This window comes from Burkholderia sp. NLJ2 (assembly GCF_049487195.1).
GTDB classification, from domain to species: Bacteria; Pseudomonadota; Gammaproteobacteria; order Burkholderiales; family Burkholderiaceae; genus Burkholderia; species Burkholderia pyrrocinia.
Genome location: NZ_CP137808.1, coordinates 3,434,198 through 3,455,183, shown reverse-complemented (window position 1 = coordinate 3,455,183; position 20,986 = coordinate 3,434,198). Strand labels below are relative to the sequence as shown.

Here is a 20,986-nt window from a genome sequence, read left to right as displayed (position 1 = left end):
CAAAGTGAACCGTTCGCTCTACATCGCCGCCACCGGCATGAATGCGCAGCAGGCGCAGATGGACGTGATTTCGAACAACCTCGCGAACACCAGCACGAACGGCTTCAAGGCGTCGCGCGCGGTGTTCGAGGATCTGCTTTACCAGACGATCCGCCAGCCCGGCGCGAACTCGACGCAGCAGACCGCGATGCCGTCGGGCCTGCAGCTCGGCACCGGCGTGCAGCAGGTCGCGACCGAGCGCCTGTACACGCAGGGCGGCCTCACGCAGACCGGCAACTCGAAGGACGTCGCGATCAACGGCGCGGGCTTCTTCCAGGTGCTGATGCCGGACGGCACGAACGCGTACACGCGCGACGGCTCGTTCCAGACCAACGCGCAGGGCCAGCTCGTCACGTCGAGCGGCTACCAGATCCTGCCGGCGATCACGATCCCGCAGAACGCGACGTCGCTGACGATCGGCAAGGACGGCGTCGTGTCGGTCACGCAGGCGGGCTCGACCAACGCGGTGCAGATCGGCTCGCTGCAGATCGCGACCTTCATCAACCCGGCCGGCCTCGATGCGCGCGGCGAGAACCTGTTCTCCGAGACCACGTCGTCGGGCGCGCCGAACGTGTCGCAGCCGGGCCTGAACGGCGCAGGCGTGCTCAGCCAGCATTACGTCGAGGCGTCGAACGTGAACGTCGTGCAGGAGCTCGTCAACATGATCCAGACGCAGCGTGCCTACGAGATCAACAGCAAGGCCGTGACGACGTCCGACCAGATGCTGCAGACCGTCACGCAGATGAAGACCTAACCGGAACACCCCGTCGTCGCCATGAAGCAGGTTCGCCTTCCCTCGTCAGCCACCGTCCGCGCCGCATGCGCGGTCGCGGTGGCGGCGCTCGCCGGTTGCGCGCAGATTCCGCGCGATCCGATCATCCAGCAGCCGATGACGGCGCAGCCGCCAGCGCCGATGTCGATGCAGGCGCCCGGCTCGATCTACAACCCGGGCTACGCGGGGCGGCCGCTGTTCGAGGATCAGCGGCCGCGCAACGTCGGCGACATCCTGACGATCATGATCGCGGAGAACATCAACGCGACCAAGTCGTCGGGCGCGAACACGAACCGGCAAGGCAACACCGACTTCAACGTGCCGACGGCCGGCTTCCTCGGCGGGCTGTTCGCGAAGGCGAACCTGTCGGCGGCGGGCAACAACAAGTTCGCGTCGACGGGCGGCGCGAGCGCGGCGAACACGTTCAACGGCACGATCACGGTGACCGTCACCAACGTGCTGCCGAACGGCAACCTCGTCGTCAGCGGCGAGAAGCAGATGCTGATCAACCAGGGCAACGAATTCGTGCGCTTCTCGGGCGTCGTCAACCCGAACACGATCTCGGGCGCGAACTCCGTCTACTCCACGCAGGTCGCCGACGCGAAGATCGAATACTCGGCGAAGGGCTACATCAACGAAGCCGAGACGATGGGCTGGCTGCAGCGCTTCTTCCTCAACATCTCGCCGTGGTGATGACGATGCAGAAGCCCCTTTTCAATCGCCTGTCGTCCCGCGCACGTGCCTTCGCGCGGCTCGCCGTCGCGTTCGCGGCCGCGGCCTGCGTGTTCGGCGCGGCGCCCGCGCACGCGGAACGGCTGAAGGATCTCGTGCAGATCCAGGGCGTGCGCGACAACCCGCTGATCGGCTATGGCCTCGTCGTCGGTCTCGACGGCACGGGCGACCAGACGATGCAGACGCCGTTCACGACGCAGACGCTCGCGAACATGCTCGCGAACCTCGGCATCTCGATCAACAACGGCTCGGCCAACGGCGGCACGTCGTCGCTGAACAACATGCAGTTGAAGAACGTCGCGGCCGTGATGGTGACCGCCACGCTGCCGCCGTTCGCACGGCCCGGCGAGGCGCTCGACGTGACGGTGTCGTCGCTCGGCAACGCCAAGAGCCTGCGCGGCGGCACGCTGCTGCTCACGCCCCTGAAGGGCGCGGACGGGCAGGTGTACGCGCTCGCGCAGGGCAACATGGCGGTCGGCGGCGCGGGTGCGAGCGCGAACGGCAGCCGCGTGCAGGTGAACCAGCTCGCGGCCGGCCGGATCGTCGGCGGCGCGATCGTCGAACGTTCGGTGCCGAATGCGATCGCGCAGATGAACGGCGTGCTGCAACTGCAACTGAACGACATGGACTACGGCACCGCGCAGCGGATCGTGTCCGCGGTCAATTCGAGCTTCGGCCCGGGCACCGCGACCGCGCTCGACGGCCGCACGATCCAGCTCGCGGCGCCGGCCGACTCGGCGCAGCAGGTCGCGTTCATGGCGCGGCTGCAGAACCTCGACGTGAGCCCGGACAAGGCCGCGGCGAAGGTGATCCTGAATGCGCGCACCGGCTCGATCGTGATGAACCAGATGGTCACGCTGCAGAGCTGCGCGGTCGCGCACGGCAACCTGTCGGTCATCGTCAACACGCAGCCGGTCGTGTCGCAGCCGGGGCCGTTCTCGAACGGGCAGACGGTGGTGGCGCAGCAGTCGCAGATCCAGCTGAAGCAGGACAACGGCGCGCTGAAGATGGTGACGGCCGGCGCGAATCTCGCCGACGTCGTGAAGGCGCTGAACACGCTCGGCGCGACGCCGGCGGACCTGATGTCGATCCTGCAGGCGATGAAGGCGGCCGGCGCGTTGCGCGCCGACCTGGAGGTCATCTAAATGGCAGCCAATCTCCCGAACGCGAACGACCTCACGCAGCGCTTCGCGCTCGACGTGCAGGGCTTCGACGCGCTGCGCGCGCAGGCGAAGCAGTCGCCGCAGGCCGGCGCGAAGGCCGTCGCGGGCCAGTTCGACGCGATGTTCACGCAGATGATGCTCAAGAGCATGCGCGACGCGTCGCCCGACGGCGGATTGTTCGATTCGCATACGTCGAAGATGTACACGTCGATGCTCGACCAGCAGCTTGCGCAGCAGATGTCGACGCGCGGGATCGGCGTCGCCGACGCGCTGATGAAGCAACTGCTGCGCAACGCGGGGCAGGGCGCGGGCAACGACACGGCGGCCGACGACGGCGCGGGCGGGATGGGCGCGGCCGGCTTGGGCGCGGGCGGCCTCGGCACGGCCGGCAACGAAGGCAGCCTCGCCGCGATGAACGCGATGGCGCGCGCGTATGCGAACGCGGCCGGGAACAACGGCGGGCTCGCCGGCACGCGCGGCTACTCGGCCGGCAGCGCGCTGACGCCGCCGCTGAAGGGCGCGAGCGGCGCGCCGGACGCCGACGCGTTCGTCGACCGGCTCGCCGCGCCGGCGCAGGCCGCGAGCACGACCACGGGCATCCCGGCGCGTTTCATCGTCGGCCAGGCCGCGCTCGAATCGGGCTGGGGCAAGCGCGAGATCCGCGCGGCCGACGGCTCGACCAGCTACAACGTGTTCGGCATCAAGGCGAACAAGGGCTGGACGGGCCGCACGGTGTCGGCGCTGACGACCGAGTACGTGAACGGCACGCCGCGCCGCGTGGTCGCGAAGTTCCGTGCGTACGACTCGTACGAGCACGCGATGACCGATTACGCGAACCTGCTGAAGAACAATCCGCGCTACTCGGGCGTGCTGAGCGCGAGCCGCAGCGTCGAAGGCTTCGCGCACGGGATGCAGAAGGCCGGTTACGCGACCGACCCGAACTACGCGAAGAAATTGATCTCGATCATGCAGCAGATCGGCTGACGGGCCAGGGCCTGCGCCGGCTGATAGCCGGCCCGGCCCCTCGCCAGTTACCCTCTCAGGACCGCGCCCGGCAGCCCGCCGCGCGCGGTTTCAACGTTTGCGCGAAAAAAATCGGCAAATCGATCTAAACTTTCGGTCAGCACTGCCGCTAAGTGTGAGAGACCTGCGACCGGGCCCGTGCTCCGGCCCCGTTTTATTGCGCACCGGTTGCCCCGGGCGCCCATGACAAGAAAGACCGGCTAGCCATGAATATCGAAACGTCGACGGACCCCAGCCTGGATGCAGGCCACTCCGGGCCCGACTATGCCCGCCGCAATCCGCTGGAAATCGGTGTGCAGCTGCGCAACCTCGTGAACCGCGGCGATTTCCTGACCGTCCAGTACCCGGGCGGCCAGCTCGTCACGCGCCTGCTCGAGGTCGACGTCGGCGCACGAACGTTCACGTTCGACTGGGGTGCGCTGTCCGAGCAGAACGCCGGCATCCTCGCCGCGTCGCACTGCACGTTCGCGGCGTCGCCGGAGGGCGTGCGCGTCGAATTCACCACGGGCACGCCGCGCGAGACGCGCTACGAGGGGCTGCCCGCGTTCGTCGCCGATTTCCCCGACGTCCTGATGTGCATCCAGCGCCGCGAATATTTCCGGGTCGATGCGCCGATCGTCGATCCGTTCCTGTGCCGCGGCAAGCTGCCGGACGGCGAGAGCTTTCTGTTCGAGGTGCACAACCTGTCGCTCGGCGGCGTGGGGCTGCGCACGGCCGACGAACGCGTCGAGGCGCTCGAGGTCGGCACGCTGCTGCCGGACGTCGAGCTCGAGCTGACCGGCCACGGCAAGCTGTCGCTCGACCTGCAGCTCGTGTCGCAGCGCTCGACGCAGATGCCGAACGGGTCGCGGCGCTACCAGCTCGGCTTCCGCTACATGTCGCTGCCGGGCAGCGCGGAGAACACGCTGCAGCGGCTGATCACGCAGCTCGAAATGAAGCGCCGCTCGCTCGCGCGGGCCTGACGCGCACGCGGTCGCCGGCCCCGCACGGGCCGCCCGCGCACCGCCGCCGGCCCCGCCCGCCGGACGCTCCGGCCAGCGATGCGCACCCGTGCGTCGCGCGTGCATTTTTTCCTCAATTTTTTCGATCCGCGGCCGATATACCGGGAGTCACGCAACCCGGCGGCCGCAGCGCGGCCGGCTCATCAGGATCGCGCATGTCCAACACACTCATGAACCTCGGCGTCAGCGGCCTGAATGCCGCGCTCTGGGGCCTCACGACGACCGGCCAGAACATCAGCAACGCCGCAACGCCGGGCTATTCGGTCGAACGCCCCGTCTATGCCGAGGCGAGCGGCCAGTACACGAGCAGCGGCTACATGCCGCAAGGCGTCAACACCGTCACCGTGCAGCGGCAGTACAGCCAGTACCTGAGCGACCAGCTGAACGGCGCGCAGACGCAGGGCGGCGCGCTGTCGACGTGGTATTCGCTCGTCACGCAACTGAACAACTACGTCGGCAGCCCGACGGCCGGCATCTCGACCGCGATCACGAGTTATTTCACCGGGCTGCAGAACGTCGCGAACAGCGCGTCCGACTTGTCGGTGCGGCAGACCGCGATGAGCAATGCGCAGACGCTCGCGAACCAGATCACGGCGGCCGGCCAGCAGTACGACGCACTGCGCCAGAGCGTGAACACGCAGCTCACGAGCACCGTGACGCAGATCAACTCGTACACCGCGCAGATCGCGCAACTGAACCAGCAGATCGCGTCCGCGAGCAGCCAGGGCCAGCCGCCGAACCAGCTGATGGACCAGCGCGACCTCGCGGTGTCGAACCTGTCGAACCTCGCGGGCGTGCAGGTCGTGCGCAACAGCGACGGCTACAGCGTGTTTCTCGCGGGCGGCACGCCGCTCGTCGTCGCGAACAAGAGCTACCAGCTCGCGGCCGTCACGTCGCAGTCCGACCCGAGCGAGCTGACCGTCGTTTCGCAGGGGATCGCCGGCGCGAACCCGCCGGGGCCGAACCAGTTCCTGTCGGACACGTCGCTGTCGGGCGGCACGCTCGGCGGCCTGCTCGCGTTCCGCAGCCAGACGCTCGACCCCGCGCAGGCGCAGCTCGGCGCGATCGCGACCAGCTTCGCCGCGCAGGTCAACGCGCAGAACGCGCTCGGCATCGACCTGTCGGGCAATGTCGGCGGCAACCTGTTCGCGACCGGCTCGCCGATCATCTACGCGAACCAGGGCAACACCGGCAACGCGGCGCTGTCCGTGTCGTTCGCGAACGCGTCGCAGCCGACCACGGGCGACTACACGCTGTCGTACGACGGCACGAACTACACGCTGACCGACCGCGCGAGCGGCACGGTGGTCGGCTCGTCGGCGTCGATGCCGGCCTCGATCGGCGGGCTGAACTTCTCGTTCACGTCGGGCTCGATGAGCGCCGGCGACAAGTTCACCGTGCAGCCGACGCGCGGCGCGCTGAACGGCTTCGGCCTCACGACGTCGAACGGTTCCGCGATCGCGGCGGCGGCGCCGTACGTGCCGTCGGCCACTACGACGAACACGGGCACCGGGACGATCGGCGGGTTGTCGGTCACGAGCGCGGCGGCCGCGGCCAGCGCGCACAAGTACACGATCACGATGGGCGGCACCGCCGCCAGCCCGACCTACACGGTCACCGACAACACGGCCGTGCCGCCGACGACCACCGCCGCGCAGCCGTACCAGTCCGGCACGCCGATCACGCTGACGGCCGGGGTCACGGTGACGGTGTCGGGCACGCCCGCGGTGGGCGACACGTTCAAGGTTGCGCCGAACACGGGCGGTACGAACGACGGCAGCAACGCGCTCGCGCTGTCGAAGCTCGTCAACTCGAAATCGTTCGGCAACGGTTCGACCACGCTGACGGGCGCGTACGCGAACTACGTGAACAGCATCGGCAACACGACGAGCCAGCTGAAGTCGTCGAGCGCCGCGCAGACCGCGCTGGTCGGCCAGATCACGTCCGCGCAGCAGTCGGTGTCGGGCGTGAACCAGAACGAGGAAGCGGCCAACCTGATGCAGTACCAGCAGTTCTACCAGGCGAACGCGAAGGTGATCCAGACCGCGTCGACGCTGTTCCAGACCGTGCTCGGCCTGTTCAACTGATTAGGGTCTGTTCGCGTATGAAACGCACATGCGAATGCCTGAAATCGCGCGCAGGGCAAGAAGTGAGGAGCGCCGTTTGGCCGAGCCAAACAAGCGACGAGCGACGCCGCCATGCGGGCGATTTCGGGCATTCCCGTGGAATGAATCTTTTAATTTGGGGTTGCCACGAGAAGGGCCGCTCGCCGCGTTGCGCTCCTTGCGAATACGTCCAGTATTCGCAGCGTCGCGCGCCTCGCGAGCGGCCCTTCTCGTGGCAACGCATGCGCGTTTCATACGCGAACAGACCCTAGGGATCGAAGCGATGCGGATTTCCACCACCCAGTTCTACCAGATGAACGTCGCGCAGATGAGCGACCAGCAGGCGCAGCTCTCGCAGCTGTACCAGCAGATCTCGAGCGGCGTGAGCCTCACGACGCCGGGCGACAACCCGCTCGGCGCGGCGCAGGCCGTGCAGTTGTCGATGACGTCGGCGACGCTGTCGCAGTACGCATCGAACCAGAACGTCGCGCTGTCGTCGCTGCAGAAGGAAGACCAGACGCTCATCAGCGTCAACAACCTGCTGAACAGCATTCATACGGTCGTGATCCAGGCCGGCGACGGCTCGCTGTCCGACAGCGACCGCTCGGCGCTGTCGACGCAGCTGCAGGGCTATCGCGACCAGTTGCTGACGCTCGCGAATTCGACGGACGGTTCGGGCAACTACCTGTTCTCGGGTTTCCAGTCGACCACGGCACCGTTCTCGAACGCGCCGGGCGGCGGCGTGACCTACAGCGGCGACTCGGGCACGCGCCAGGTGCAGATCGCAGACACGCGCTCGATCTCGCAGGGCGACAATGGCGCGAGCGTATTCCTGTCGGTGCCGATGCTCGGCAGCCAGCCGGTGCCGCTCGCGGGCGCGGGCAACACGGGTACGGGCACGATCGGCGCGGTGTCGATCACGAGCCCGTCGGCCGCGACCAACGCGCACCAGTTCGCGATCACGTTCGGCGGCACGGCGGCCGCGCCGACCTATACGGTCACCGACAACACCGTCGTGCCGCCGACCACGACCGCCGCGCAGCCGTATTCGGCCGGCGCCGGGATCGCGCTCGGCAACGGCCTGTCGGTGCCCGTGTCGGGCAAGCCGGCCGCCGGCGACACGTTCACGGTCACGCCCGCGCCGCAGGCCGGCACCGACGTGTTCGCGGCGCTCGACACGATGATCTCCGCGCTGAAGGTGCCGATCAGCAACAACACGACCATCGCGGCTTCGCTCGCGAACGCGATGACCACCGGCACGACGAAGCTGAACAACATGATGACGAACGTCCTCACCGTGCAGGCGTCGGTCGGCGGCCGCGAGCAGGAAATCAAGGCGATGCAGGCCGTGAACCAGACCAACACGCTGCAGGTCACCAGCAACCTGGCCGACCTGACGAGCACCAACATGGTGTCGACGATCAGCCAGTTCCTGCAGATGCAGAACGCGCTGACCGGCTCGCAGAAGGCTTACGCGCAGCTTCAGAACCTGTCGCTGTTCCAGTACGTCAATCCTTGACGCACGGTGCGCCGGCGACGATGTGAACACACGCTCGCATCGCCGCCGGCGCCATCCGCCGCCCGCGCGCAACGCACGGACGGCAGCTGCACCGGGTCGCGCACCGGTTCGCGTATGCGGCAAACCGCGTCCCGCGCTTTCCGGCGGCCCGTTCGGGCTTGCCGCGCTTGCCAGCCTGATTCCCGCTCCGTAAACTCGCGCCAGATTCCAGACCGGCGCGCCCTCCGCAGCCGGCGACCGACAGGAGCCCTTTCCCCATGTCCGATTCCTACTTCCCGCGCTGGCGGGTGCAATCGACCGGCGCGGCGTCGCGCGTGGTCGGCCCCGACGAGCGCCTGCCGTGGCCGCAGATGGTCGCGATGGGCGTGCAGCACGTCGTCGCGATGTTCGGCTCGACCGTGCTCGCGCCGCTCCTGATGGGCTTCGACCCGAACCTGTGCATCTTCATGTCGGGCATCGGCACGCTGCTGTTCTTCGCGCTGGTCGGCGGCCGCGTGCCGAGCTACCTCGGCTCGAGCTTCGCATTCATCGGGCTCGTGATCGCGGTGACGGGCTACGGCGGCAGCGGCCCGAACCCGAACATCCCGGTCGCGCTCGGCGGGATCGTCGCGTGCGGCGTCGTGTACGTCGCGCTCGGCGCGCTGGTGCAGGTGATCGGCACGCGCTGGATCGAGACGCTGATGCCGCCCGTCGTGACTGGCGCGGTCGTCGCGGTGATCGGGCTGAACCTCGCGCCGATCGCGGTCAAGGGCGTGTCGGCGTCGACCTTCGACTCGGTGATGGCGCTCGTCACGGTGCTCTGCGTCGGCGGCGTCGCGGTGTTCGCGCGCGGGATGATGCAGCGCTTGCTGATCCTCGTCGGGCTCGCGATCGCGTACGCGATCTACGCGGTCGCGACCAACGGGATGGGCCTCGGCAAGCCGGTCGACTTCGCGATCGTCGGGCATGCCGCGTGGTTCGGCGTGCCGGCGTTCCGCGCGCCGGTGTTCGATCCGCACGCGATGCTGATGCTCGCGCCGATCGCGGTGATCCTGGTCGCCGAGAACCTCGGCCATATCAAGGCCGTCAGCGCGATGACGGGGCAGAACCTCGACCGCTACGTCGGCCGCGCGTTCATCGGCGACGGCCTGGCGACGATCGTGTCGGGCAGCGTCGGCGGCACGGGCGTCACGACCTACGCGGAGAACATCGGCGTGATGGCCGTCACGCGGATCTACTCGACGCTGGTGTTCGCGGTCGCCGCGCTGATCGCGATCGGGCTCGGCTTCTCGCCGAAGTTCGGCGCGGTGATCCAGACGATCCCGGGCCCCGTGCTCGGCGGCGTGTCGATCGTCGTGTTCGGGCTGATCGCGGTGACGGGCGCGCGGATCTGGGTCGTCAACAAGGTCGACTTCTCCGACAACCGCAACCTGATCGTCGCGGCCGTCACGCTCGTGCTCGGCGCCGGCGACTTCTCGCTGAAGTTCGGCGGCTTCGGGCTCGGCGGGATCGGCACCGCGACGTTCGGCGCGATCATCCTGTACGCGATCCTGCGCCGGGAAAAGGAGCCGGGCCCGGTGGTGTGAGCCGCCGCGCGGATCATGGCCTCGGGCCCCGGCGAACGTCGGACGTCACGGGTTGGGCTGCACCGAAAACGTGATCTTCCCGGGTTCGCCTATCGAATCGAGGCGTCGTGGCGTCGGGTGACGGTGCGGACCGTGTCGGCGCATCGGATGTCGACGGTGCGAAGTCGCGCCGCCGGCATCAGCGGATGCGTAACAGGTGCAGTGAAAGTAGCCGTGATGCGAGACAGCAGCCGTGTGACGGCCGATATGATTTTCGACATGATTTCCCCGACTTCATGATTGTTTGTCGTCTGCATCGAGTCGCTCGCCCGTGCAGTCGTTTTTGTCTGCACGGGTGCACGAGCAAGCAGCGGGCCAGCGCGCGGATCGCCGCGCGGACAGGGGCCGAGCGGTCGCCGCTTGCAGCCGTGCAACGTGCCGGAGGGGGCGATGTTTCAGGCGTGAAACCTGCGGCGGCGGAGCCGGTTGGCGGCGCGCCGCGCCTGGAGCGGAACGGCTGGACTGACGGGGAATCGCAGGTGCGGCGCGACGGCGATTCAGCAGGGGAAACGGACGCAACGCGTGCGAAACGGTTTCAGCCCTGAAACGCGTGCGGGGAGGGGCGGCGGCGCGTCGCTGCCGTTTCGATCAGGTGTCGGGTGCGCGATGCGTCACGCGTTCACATTCGACTGCGCTTCCAGCCATGCGCAGAACTGCGCGACGAGCGGATCGTCGGCCGGCGCGCGCGGCGCGATCCACCAGTAGCTGCGCGTCGCGATGCGCGGCCCGGGCAGCGGCATCACGAGCCGGCCGCTCGCGAGTTCGTCGTCGATCAGCGGCAGCGGGCCGAGCGCGACGCCGAGCCCGTCGACGGCCGCCTGCAGCGCCAGGTAGAAGTGGTCGAACGACTGCCGCTTGCGCCCCTTCATCGTGACGCCGGCCGCCGCGAACCAGTCGCGCCAGCCTTCCGGCCGCGTATCCGAATGCAGCAGCACGTGGCGTGCGAGGTCGTCCGCGCGCGCGATCGGTGCGCGCTTGAGCAGCGCCGGGCTGCAGACCGGAATCACGCTTTCGTCGAGGAAGTGGCCGCTCGTGCAGTTCGGCCAATGGCCGGGGCCGCGGCGGATCGCGACATCGAAGCCGTCGAGCGCGTCGAGCGGCGCGTTCGACGTCGACAGCTTCAGTTCGACGTTCGGCACGTCGCGCTGGAACCGCGACAGGCGCGGCAGCAGCCATTTCATCGCGAAGGTCGGCAGCGCATTGATGCGCAGCACGCGCGCCGCGCCGGTGTTGCGCAACTGCTCGGTCGCGTGCGCGATGCTGTCGAACGCCGCGCGCACGGTGTCCAGGTAACGGCGGCCTTCGTCGGTGAGCTTCACGCGCTTGCCGTAGCGGTGGAACACCGGCTTGCCGAGCCACGCCTCGAACGCGGCGATCTGCCGGCTGATGGCACCGTGAGTCACATGCAGCTCATCGCCGGCGGCGCTGAAGCTTTCATGTCGTGCCGCAGCTTCAAAGGCCCGAAGCGCGGAAAAGGGAGGGAGGTCGCGTGCCATGCTTGTGATTCTAGATCACAAGGGCGCGTCGATAATATCGTTTTGCCGGGATCGGGAACGACGGTAACCTCGGCTGACCGTTCGATGAGGAGCCCCATGCAATCCGTTTCCCCGCCGCCTGCCGCGCCATCTCGCAGCATCGGTCTTGCCGAGCTGTTCACCGGCTTCCTGTCGCTCGGCCTCATGTCGTTCGGCGGCGCGCTGCCGTTCGCGCGGCGCACAATCGTCGACGAGCGCAAGTGGCTCTCCGCCGACGAATTCGCCGATCTGCTCGGCCTGTGCCAGTTCCTGCCGGGCGGCAACGTGATCAACCTGTCGGTCGCCGTCGGCATGCGCTTTCGCGGCGTCGCCGGCGCGTTCGCCGGCATTCTCGGGCTGATCGCGGGCCCGACGCTCGTCGTCGTCGCGCTCGGCGTGCTGTACGCGAAGACCCAGAACGATCCGCACGTGCAGCACCTGTTCGCGGGGCTCGCCGCGGCCGCCGCCGGGCTGCTCGTCGCGATGGCGGTGAAGGTTGCGAAGCCGTTGCAGCACGCGCGCGCGGCGGCCGGCATCGCGGCGCTCGCGTTCGTCGCGATCGCGGTGCTGCGCATTCCGCTGCTGACCACGATGCTGGTGCTGACGCCCGTCAGCGTGTGGTTCGCGTCGCGGCGCCGCGACGCGGGCACGCCGCAGCCGGCACCGGCTGCGGTGCGCGATACGCAGCCGGGAGGCCGGCCATGAACGACACGCTGGTCGCGATCGCGACGATCTTCAGCCAGTTGTCGCTGCTCGCGTTCGGCGGCGGCAACACGATCCTGCCGGAGATGCAGCGGCAGGTCGTCGACGTGCATCACTGGATGAGCGCGCACGAGTTCACCGCGCTGTTCGCGCTGGCGCAGGCGGCGCCCGGGCCGAACATGATGATCGTGTCGCTGGTCGGCTGGCACGTGGCCGGCTGGGCCGGGCTGCTCGTCGCGTCGCTGGCGAAGTTCGGGCCGTCGTCGATCGTCACCGTGCTTGCGCTGCATGCGTGGGAGCGCTTTCGCGACCGGCCGTGGCGCCGCTACGTGCAGCAGGGGATGATGCCCGTCACGGCCGGGCTCGTCGCGGCGAGCGCGGTGCTGATCTCCGAGGCGTCGAACCGCACGGCGATCCAGTGGGGCATCACGGCCGCGTGCGCGGTGCTCGCGTGGCGCACCCGCATCCATCCGCTGTGGCTGCTCGCGGGCGGCGCGCTGATCGGGCTCACGGGCATCGGGCAGTAGACGGAGCACGGATCGCCTCCCTTGCCGCATACTGGCGCGTCTGTTCACGGGAGGATTGATGGATCTCGACGGCGCCAGCCGCAATCTCACTGTCGCCGCGTTGCTGACGCTGTCCGGCGGCTACCTCGATGCGTACACGTACGTCGGCCACGGCCACGTGTTCGCGAACACGATGACCGGCAACGTCGCGCTGCTGGGCATCAACCTGTCGGCCGGCGAATGGGCCGCCGCGCTGCATCACGTGCCGCCGCTCGTCGGCTTCGTGATCGCGGTGTTCGTCGCGCACCTGCTCGGTCTCGCCGCGCAGCGCGGCTGGATGCGGCACACCGCGTTCGCGAGCCTGATCGTCGAGATCGCGTTTCTCGGCGTTGCCGCGAGCGGCCTCGTCGGCGCATCGAGCGCGTGGCTGATTCCGGGCATCTCGTTCGTCGCGACGCTGCAGACGCTGTCGTTTACCCATCTCGAGGAACTGTCGTACACGTCGGTGATGACGACCGGCAACCTGCGGCGCGCCGCGCAGAAGCTGTTCGTCGGGTTGATCCCGCGCTACGACGCGGGCGCGCTGCACGACTCGGCGCTGCTCGCGACGATCAGCTTCTGCTTCCTGGCCGGCGCGGTGGTCGGCGGCCTCGTGACGCGGCTCGCGCCGGACGTCGCGCTGTGGGGCGCCGTGCTGCTGCTTGCGGGCGCGTTCGCGGAGATCGTGCGGCGCGCGTGGCGCCGCGCGGGGAACGGCGGCGACGGTGGTCGCGGCGAAGACGGGGCGGCGCAAACGGCCTGACGGCGCGCTCCGGGCGGCAGCCGTTGGTGCCGCACCCTCGCCGATCCTTACAGCCCCGCGCGCGCGCCGACACCGTCGCGAACCGTCCCGCCGGCGCGCGAGGCAAGCCCGGCACGGGAAACGTTGTTCCCGGGCGACAGTCACGCGATTACCGCGCGTTTCAATTTCTTTCAGCGATTGCAGTCGTCATATGATTCACGCCACATCGCACGCGCCAAGAACGTGTGCGATCGCCACCCGGCTGCGCATGCGGCCGGCAGTGAACGGAGACACCTACAAAAAGGAAAGCTCATGAAGCAGACCACCCGACTCGCAGCCATCGCAGGGGGCGCCGCGCTCGCATTCGCCAGCCAGTACGCGGCCGCACAAAGCTCGGTCACGCTCTGGGGCGTCGCCGACGTCAGCGTCCGCTACCTGACCAACGCGAACGCCAAGAACGACGGCCTGCTGTCGATGACCAACGGCGCGGTCACCAACAGCCGCTTCGGCATCTACGGCACGGAAGACCTCGGCAGCGGCCTGAAGGCCGTGTTCAAGCTCGAAAGCGGCGTGAACCTGCAGAACGGCGCATTCGCCGACAGCGGCCGCCTGTTCAACCGTGCGGCATACGTCGGCCTGGATAGCCCGTACGGCACGGTGACCCTCGGCCGCCAGAAAACGCCGCTGTTCGACCTGCTGTCGGACACCTACGATCCGCTGACGGTCGGCAACTACTTCGAAAATGCCTGGCTGCCGGTCGCACTCGGCGGCGGCCTGTATTCGGACAACCAGATCAAGTACACGGGCACGTTCGCGGGCCTGACCGCGAAGGCGATGTACTCGACGGGCACCAACTACGAATCGACCGGCGCCGGCGGCTTCTCGGGCCAGATCCCGGGTTCGCTCGGCAAGGGCAATGCGTGGGGCGTGTCGCTGTCGTACGTGATGGGCCCGCTCAGCGTCGCAGCCGGCGCGCAGCAGAACAGCGACAACTCGGCGCGCAAGCAGACGATCTACCACGCGAACGTCGTGTACGCGTTCAGCAAGGTGAAGGTCTACGCGGGCTACCTGCGCTCGAAGGACGACACCGGCTTCGTCGACAGCCTGCTCGCGCAGCAGACGATTCCGGTCGCGAAGGGCACGGGCCGGATCGACGACGGTCCGTTCGCGGGCGTGAGCTGGCAGGTCAGCACGCCGCTGACGCTGACGGGCGCGTTCTACTACGACCACATGCGCAATGCGATGACCGCGAACGGCACGCTCGCGAGCGGCAACCGCTACGCGGTCGTCGGCATCGCCGAGTACGCACTGAGCAAGCGCACCGAAGTCTACGGCACCGTCGACTTCAACAAGACGAACGGCGCGGCGAACGTCGAGCTGCCGGGTCGCAGCAACCAGACGGGCATCGCGATCGGCCTGCGCAATATCTTCTGACGAACGTCGGAACGCACGCGCCGGCATTCGTCCGGCATGCATCGAAGAGGCGCCGCAAGGCGCCTATTTTTTTTCGTCATGCGGTGTTCATACGCGCACCCGACTATTCGGCAATCGCTTCATCACGGAATCCCCGCGCCGTAAGCGATCCGTCGGCATTCCAGAACATACTTTTACAGTACGCGCGAAGGCTTTCCGCTACGCTGCGTGCATGGCCCGCTGCGTGCCGTCGTGCGCGCGCGGGCGTCGTTCCGGTGGCGCTCGTCGAGCGTGGCCGGCCTGGTGCGTAACTTGTGTATCCGGTGATGACAGACACGGTCTGCCGGTTTTTTTTCGTGGGACGATCGGTCTCACGATTTCTTGAAAGGGGATGACGATGGGTATCCTGAACACCGTGGGTGAAATCGCCGGCGCAGTGGCGGCAGTCGAAGGCGCGGAAAAGCTGGATCCGGATGCGGGCCTGCTGACCAAGGCGGCAGCGGCCGTCGCCGGTTTCAAGGGCGCCGAGGCGATCGAAGGCATGCTCGAGAAGAAGGAAGAGAAGCCCGAACAGGCGGCAGACGATACGCAGGCGACGGACGGCAGCGACACGTCGCAGGCCTGAGCATGGCGGCTGGTCCGGCCGCGGGTACGCCCTTCGCGCGCCCGGGCGGACCTGGTGCCGCGCGCCGGCAGGTCGGGCATGCGGTCGATCGGTGACGCATGACACACCCGGCAGCTGGTTTGACCGGCGAGAGGCGACGCTTCTCGCCGTTTTTTGTTGGGCGCGCGGCATGCGGCGCCGTGCCCCGCACGAAATCCGGAATCTTGCTATCGTGCCGTCATCCGAACTGCGATGAGGCAATGCGATGGATTTCGACTACGACCTGTTCGTCATCGGGGCCGGCTCGGGCGGCGTAAGGCTCGCGCGAATGTCGGCATCATACGGCGCGCGCGTCGGCATAGCGGAAGAGGAGCAGATCGGCGGCACCTGCGTGCTGCGCGGCTGCATTCCGAAGAAGCTGCTCGTCTACGCATCGCACTACCCGCACGAAGTCGACGACGCGAAGGGCTTCGGCTGGACCTTCGGCGCCGGCACGCTCGACTGGCCCGCGCTGATCGCCGCGAAGGATCGCGAGATCAATCGGCTGAGCGACATCTACATCAATCTGCTGCGGCAATCGGGCGTCGAGATGCACGCGGGGCGCGCGACGCTCGTCGATGCGCACACCGTCGCGATCGGCGAACGCACGATCCGTGCGCGCCACATCGCGATCGCGACCGGCTCGCGTCCGTCGCTGCCGCCGCGGCCCGGCATCGAGCACGCGATCACGTCGCGCGAGGCGCTGTCGCTCGCGACGTGCCCCAAGCGCATCGCGGTGGTCGGCGGCGGTTATATCGCGGTCGAGTTCGCGGGCATCTTCAACGGCTTCGGCAGTCACGTCGACCTGTTCTATCGCGGCGAGAAAATCCTGCGCGGCTTCGACGACGACGTGCGTCAATTCCTGACCGACGAGATGACGAAGCAGGGTGTGGCGATCCATTCGCGCACGGTGGTCGAATCGATTTCCCGCGCGGACGACGGCACGCTGAGCGTGCGCGTCGGCAATGCGCAGCACGGGCCGTACGACGCGGTGCTCTATGCGACCGGCCGCGTGCCGAATGTCGACGGGCTCGGGCTCGAACAGGCGGGCGTTTTGCTCGACGCGCACGGCGCGATTGCCGTCGATGCCTATTCGGCGACGTCGGTCGCGTCGATCCATGCGATCGGCGACGTCACGTCGCGGCCGCAGCTCACGCCGGTGGCGACGCGCGACGGCGCGTTGCTCGCGCGCACGTTGTTCGGCGGGTCGCGCGTCGCGGCCGATCACGAATGGGTGCCGTCGGCCGTGTTCAGCCAGCCCGAGGTCGCGACTGTCGGCCTGACGGAGGTCGATGCACGTCGCGTGTACGGCGACGTCGACATTTACCGCACGTCGTTCAAGGCGCTGCGCCACACGCTGTCGGGCCGCGACGAGCGCACGCTGATGAAGCTCGTCGTCGCGCGCGACAGCCAGCGCGTGATCGGCGCGCACATGGTCGGCCGCGATGCAGGCGAGATCATCCAGGGGATCGCGATCGCGATTCGCGCGGGCGCGACGAAGGCGCAGTTCGACGACACGATCGGCATCCATCCGACCGCGGCCGAGGAGTTCGTGACGATGCGGCAGAAGGTGGCCGACTAGCGGCGCAGGGCGGCGCACGGGCGCGCCTGCGGCAGGGTAATCGGGGCATTCGATTGTCTGCCCCGATTGCATTTCAAATACCGAGATGTTGAATCGGTGTCTTCTTCGCTATTTATCGACGTGTGCCGATCATCGCGCTCGCGATGGCATCGGCCAATGAGCAGTGGACAGGGAGCGCGGCGACCGGGTTTGTCCCGTGTCGATACCGGGCGATCGCTGCCGCCACACAAAATTCGTCAATTATCGAAAAGACGTCCCGTCTCAATAAATACGTTTGGTATCATCGCGCAAAATCATACAGGGGGCCGATCATGCGCGATCAACAGCGCAGCATCCGCAATAACGGGGTACCGGGCGCGCACGCGCATGTCGCGTGTTCTGCCGCCTTTCCGCTTTTCGCCGCAACACGCCTGTTGCGCGCACCTTTCCTTCGAATGTCGTAGTCGCCGGTCCGGCGATGAATCAGGCCGTCCGTGCGCCGTGTCGACGCGCGCGCGTTCGCACCGACACGCCCGTTCCGGGCAATCTTTCCACGCAAGGAGACCAGCAGTGAAAATCCAGACACGACGCACTGTACTCGTGGCGGCCGCCGTCGTCGCAGCGCTGTCCGGCTGCGCGACCGAATCGTCGCGCACGCTCGACGTGCCGGCCGTCAGCAGCGCGCAGAAGCCGTATGCAGGCAAACCCGTCGCGATCGCAGTCGGCAAGTTCGACAACCGCTCGAGCTACATGCGCGGCATCTTCTCGGACGGCATCGACCGTCTCGGCGGGCAGGCGAAGACGATCCTCGTCACGCGCCTGCAGCAGAGCCGGCGCTTCAACGTGCTCGATCGCGAGAACCTCGACGAGATCAAGCAGGAAGCCGGCTTCATGAAGAAGGCGCAGGCCGTGAAGGGTGCGAACTACGTGGTGACGGGCGACGTGACCGAGTTCGGCCGCAAGGACGTCGGCGATCACCAGCTGTTCGGCATTCTCGGCCGTGGCAAGACGCAGGTCGCGTATGCGAAGGTCAACCTGAACATCGTCGACACGACGACGTCGGAAGTCGTCGCATCGAGCCAGGGCGCGGGCGAGTTCAGCCTGTCGAACCGCGAAGTGATCGGCTTCGGCGGCACGGCCGGCTACGACTCGACGCTCAACGGCAAGGTGCTGGACCTCGCGATCCAGGAAGCCGTGAACCATCTGGCCGACCAGGTTGACGCCGGGGCGCTGAAGGTCGCACCGTAAGTACCGCGGCACGTGCCGCAGCGGGCGCCGGGGCCGGCGTCGCGCTCGACCGATTCACCACGACATCAAAAGAGAAAAGACCATGAAACGGGCTAACTGGCTGCCGGCGACGGCAGCCGCATTGCTGCTCGCCGGCTGCGCGAGCTCCACGCCGCCGCTTTATCAGTGGACCGGCTACCAGCCGCAGGTGTACGAATACTTCAAGGGGCAGAAGTCGCCGCAGGAGCAGATCGACGCGCTCGAAAAGGCGTTGCAGGAGATCCGCGGGAAGGGCCATACGCCACCGCCGGGCTTCCATGCGCATCTCGGAATGCTGTATGCGAGCGTCGGCAACGAGCAGCAGGCCGAGCAGGAACTGCAGGCCGAAAAGCAGCTGTTCCCGGAATCGTCGACCTACATGGATTTCCTGCTGAAGAAGAAAACCGGCGCAGCGAAACCCGCGGATCAGAAGGCTGCCGGGCAGAAGGGCGCCGACCAGACGATCGCCGGGCAGAAGAACGCCGATTCGAATCCCGCCAAACAGTGACGCGCCCGCCATGTTCAAGACTCTCTCATTCAAGCTGATGTCCGTGCTGTCGATCGTCGCGCTGCTGAGCGCGTGCGCGCAGCCGGTGAAACGACCCGACTACACGGCGTTCAAGAAGAGCCAGCCGCGCTCGATCCTCGTGCTGCCGCCGATCAACGACACTTCCGAGGTCGGTGCGACCTACGGGGTGCTGTCGCAAATGACGCTGCCGCTCGCCGAGTCCGGCTATTACGTGGTGCCGGTCGCGGTGATGGACGAGACGTTCAAGCAGAACGGCCTGACCAACGCGGCCGAGATCCAGGAAACGTCGCCCGCGAAACTGCGCGAAATCTTCGGCGCGGATGCTGCGCTGTATTCGAAGGTTTCGCAGTACGGCACCGTGTACCGGATTCTCGCGAGCGCGACGGTCGTGTCCGCGTCGGCGAAGCTCGTCGACCTGCGCACGGGCGACGTGCTGTGGCAGGGCCGCGCCAGCGCGAGCAGCGACGAGGGCGGCAACAACGGCGGTGGCAGCCTGATCGGCATGCTGGTGGTGGCCGCGGTCAAGCAGGTCGCGAACACGCTGATGGATCAGAGCCACGACGTCGCCGCGTTCACGAGCAACCGGCTGTTGTCGGCCGGGCCGCCGAGCGGGTTGCTCTACGGGCCGCATTCGCCGAAGTACGGCACGGACTGACCGGCGCCGGCGCCACGCGCTGCGGCAGGCATGAGCATTCGCCTGCCGCGGCGCAACCCTGCAGTGAGGTCGAACGGCCGCGCTTTCGCGCGGCCGTTCTGCATCCTCGTGCCGCGTGCATTTGCCGCCCGCGGCGCGCAGGCGCTTCGCGATGCTCAATGCACGCCGAACGCGTCGAGCATCCGATACCAGCTCATCGCGAGCACCAGCGCCGGCGTGCGCAGCGCCTCGCCGCCCGGGAAGTCGCGATGCCGGATCTTGTCGAACAGGTCGAAGCGGCTCGCCTGTCCGTCGATCGCCTCGGCGATCAGCTTGCCCGCGAGCGCGGTCGTGTTCACGCCGTGCCCCGAAAATCCCTGCGCGAAGTACATCGTCGGCGCGACGCGGCCGAAGTGCGGCGCGCGGTTCATCGTGATGTCGACGAAGCCGCCCCATGCGAAGTCGACCTTGACGTCCGCGAGCTGCGGGAACGTCTTCAGCATGTCCGCGCGCATCGCGGCCGCGAGATCGCGCGGCTGCCGCGTCGAATAGCTGACCTTGCCGCCCCACACGAGCCGCGTGTCGGGCGCCGGCCGGAAATAGTCGAGCACGAAGCGGCTGTCGCAGATCGCCGCGCGCGCGGGCATCAGCGCGGCGGCGCGCGCTTCGCCGAGCGGTTCCGTCGCGATCACGTAGGTGCCGACCGGCATGATCTTCTTCGACAGCGCGGGCGCGAGCGTGCCGACGTAGGTATTGCACGCGAGCACGACGAAACGTGCGCGTACGTTGCCGCCGCTCGTTTCGACGACGTGGCCGCCCGCGACGTCGCGCACGCGCGTCACGCAACTGTCCTCGTGGATGCGCACGCCCGCGCCGGTCGCCGCACGGGCGAGGCCGAGCGTGTAGTTGAGCGGGTGCAGGTGGCCGCTGTCCGGGTCGTACAGGCCGCCGCAATAGCGGGCGGACTGCACGTAGTCGCCGAGTTCGTCGGCTTCGACGAAGTGGAAGCGGTCGTAGCCGAAGCGCTTCGCGGCTTCGTCGCGCCAGCGCTTCAGCGCATCCGCGTCGCGCTCGGTGTTCGCGGCGGTCAGGTAGCCGGGCACCAGCGCGCAGTCGATGTCGTGCTGCGCGATGCGCGACTTCACGAGCGACAGCGTTTCGAGCCCCATGTCCCAGATGCGCTTCACGTCGCCTTCCGGCATGAATTGCCCGAACGTGTCGATGTCGCACGCAAAGCCGCCGATCAACTGGCCGCCGTTGCGGCCGCTCGCCGCCCATCCGACCCGCGACGCTTCGAGCACGATCACCGAATGGCCGCGCTCGGCGAGGTTGAGCGCGGCGGACAGGCCCGTGAGGCCCGCGCCGATCACGCACACGTCGGCGTCGGTCGTGCCGGCGAGCGGTGCGTGGCGGGTCGTATCGTTGGCGGTCGCCGCGTAGTAGGACGCGACGTGCGGCTGGTTGGCGAATGTCTGCATG

18 protein-coding genes and 2 pseudogenes are annotated in these 20,986 nt (G+C 67.9%); 18 read left to right on the top strand and 2 right to left on the bottom strand.

What is annotated here, in order from left to right; translation table 11 throughout:
• The first annotated feature begins 4 nt into the window (after positions 1–4).
• The 9 genes and pseudogenes from flgG to R9B84_RS15885 all read left to right on the top strand — a co-directional run bounded on the left by flgG (position 5) and on the right by R9B84_RS15885 (position 9,919).
• A complete protein-coding gene (gene flgG / locus R9B84_RS15925; RefSeq protein ID WP_423758675.1) occupies positions 5–793 on the top strand; it encodes a flagellar basal-body rod protein FlgG in 789 nt (262 codons plus the stop codon).
• Between the two features lie 21 nt (positions 794–814).
• A complete protein-coding gene (gene flgH / locus R9B84_RS15920; RefSeq protein WP_423758674.1) occupies positions 815–1,504 on the top strand; it encodes a flagellar basal body L-ring protein FlgH in 690 nt (229 codons plus the stop codon).
• A gap of 5 nt (positions 1,505–1,509) precedes the next feature.
• Positions 1,510–2,688, top strand: a complete 1,179-nt coding sequence (locus tag R9B84_RS15915) for a flagellar basal body P-ring protein FlgI (RefSeq protein ID WP_423758673.1) — start codon at positions 1,510–1,512, stop codon at positions 2,686–2,688.
• On the top strand, positions 2,689–3,690 hold the full coding sequence (gene flgJ / locus R9B84_RS15910) for a flagellar assembly peptidoglycan hydrolase FlgJ (protein WP_423758672.1): 1,002 nt from the start codon (positions 2,689–2,691) through the stop codon (positions 3,688–3,690).
• A gap of 245 nt (positions 3,691–3,935) precedes the next feature.
• The gene (locus R9B84_RS15905; RefSeq protein ID WP_423758671.1) at positions 3,936–4,691 is read left to right on the top strand and encodes a flagellar brake protein; all 756 of its coding nucleotides are present in this window, start codon (positions 3,936–3,938) and stop codon (positions 4,689–4,691) included.
• Positions 4,692–4,885: 194 nt separating this feature from the next.
• Positions 4,886–6,250 (top strand): annotated as a pseudogene (gene flgK, locus R9B84_RS15900) (flagellar hook-associated protein FlgK); the annotation flags it as partial.
• A gap of 174 nt (positions 6,251–6,424) precedes the next feature.
• Positions 6,425–6,817: pseudogene (locus R9B84_RS15895) on the top strand (flagellar basal body rod C-terminal domain-containing protein); the annotation flags it as partial.
• Positions 6,818–7,118: 301 nt separating this feature from the next.
• Positions 7,119–8,354, top strand: coding sequence for a flagellar hook-associated protein FlgL (gene flgL / locus R9B84_RS15890; RefSeq protein ID WP_423758670.1), 1,236 nt, complete (start codon positions 7,119–7,121; stop codon positions 8,352–8,354).
• A gap of 257 nt (positions 8,355–8,611) precedes the next feature.
• Positions 8,612–9,919 (top strand): solute carrier family 23 protein, encoded by a 1,308-nt coding sequence (locus R9B84_RS15885; protein ID WP_423758669.1) that lies wholly within the window; start codon positions 8,612–8,614, stop codon positions 9,917–9,919.
• Positions 9,920–10,569: 650 nt separating this feature from the next.
• Here the strand turns inward: R9B84_RS15885 and R9B84_RS15880 are convergent.
• Positions 10,570–11,454 (bottom strand): transcriptional regulator GcvA, encoded by an 885-nt coding sequence (locus tag R9B84_RS15880; protein WP_423758668.1) that lies wholly within the window; start codon positions 11,452–11,454, stop codon positions 10,570–10,572.
• Between the two features lie 96 nt (positions 11,455–11,550).
• Here R9B84_RS15880 and R9B84_RS15875 point away from each other — a divergent pair, with 96 nt between their 5' ends.
• From R9B84_RS15875 to R9B84_RS15835, 9 genes are all read left to right on the top strand, one after another.
• Entirely contained in the window at positions 11,551–12,177 is a 627-nt protein-coding gene (locus R9B84_RS15875; protein ID WP_423758667.1) for a chromate transporter, read from the top strand.
• Positions 12,174–12,701 carry a chromate transporter gene (locus tag R9B84_RS15870; RefSeq protein ID WP_065499028.1) on the top strand — a complete coding sequence of 176 codons (528 nt, stop codon included), beginning with the start codon at positions 12,174–12,176 and terminating at the stop codon, positions 12,699–12,701. The genes R9B84_RS15875 and R9B84_RS15870 overlap by 4 nt, the downstream gene beginning before the upstream one ends.
• A 58-nt stretch (positions 12,702–12,759) precedes the next feature.
• Positions 12,760–13,482, top strand: a complete 723-nt coding sequence (locus R9B84_RS15865; RefSeq protein WP_423758666.1) for a YoaK family protein — start codon at positions 12,760–12,762, stop codon at positions 13,480–13,482.
• A 291-nt stretch (positions 13,483–13,773) separates the two neighbouring features.
• Positions 13,774–14,895 carry a porin gene (locus tag R9B84_RS15860; RefSeq protein WP_423758665.1) on the top strand — a complete coding sequence of 374 codons (1,122 nt, stop codon included), beginning with the start codon at positions 13,774–13,776 and terminating at the stop codon, positions 14,893–14,895.
• Positions 14,896–15,271: 376 nt separating this feature from the next.
• Positions 15,272–15,499 (top strand): hypothetical protein, encoded by a 228-nt coding sequence (locus R9B84_RS15855; protein ID WP_047901084.1) that lies wholly within the window; start codon positions 15,272–15,274, stop codon positions 15,497–15,499.
• Positions 15,500–15,743: 244 nt separating this feature from the next.
• Positions 15,744–17,099 carry a glutathione-disulfide reductase gene (gor, locus tag R9B84_RS15850; RefSeq protein WP_423758664.1) on the top strand — a complete coding sequence of 452 codons (1,356 nt, stop codon included), beginning with the start codon at positions 15,744–15,746 and terminating at the stop codon, positions 17,097–17,099.
• 555 nt (positions 17,100–17,654) lie between these two features.
• A complete protein-coding gene (locus R9B84_RS15845) occupies positions 17,655–18,326 on the top strand; it encodes a CsgG/HfaB family protein (protein WP_423760012.1) in 672 nt (223 codons plus the stop codon).
• Between the two features lie 82 nt (positions 18,327–18,408).
• On the top strand, positions 18,409–18,852 hold the full coding sequence (locus tag R9B84_RS15840; RefSeq protein ID WP_423758663.1) for a DUF4810 domain-containing protein: 444 nt from the start codon (positions 18,409–18,411) through the stop codon (positions 18,850–18,852).
• Between the two features lie 10 nt (positions 18,853–18,862).
• Positions 18,863–19,528, top strand: coding sequence for a DUF799 domain-containing protein (locus R9B84_RS15835; RefSeq protein ID WP_423758662.1), 666 nt, complete (start codon positions 18,863–18,865; stop codon positions 19,526–19,528).
• 155 nt (positions 19,529–19,683) lie between these two features.
• Here R9B84_RS15835 and R9B84_RS15830 read toward each other — a convergent pair whose 3' ends face one another.
• Positions 19,684–20,985, bottom strand: a complete 1,302-nt coding sequence (locus tag R9B84_RS15830; protein ID WP_423758661.1) for an NAD(P)/FAD-dependent oxidoreductase — start codon at positions 20,983–20,985, stop codon at positions 19,684–19,686.
• Between the last annotated feature and the right edge of the window lies 1 nt (position 20,986).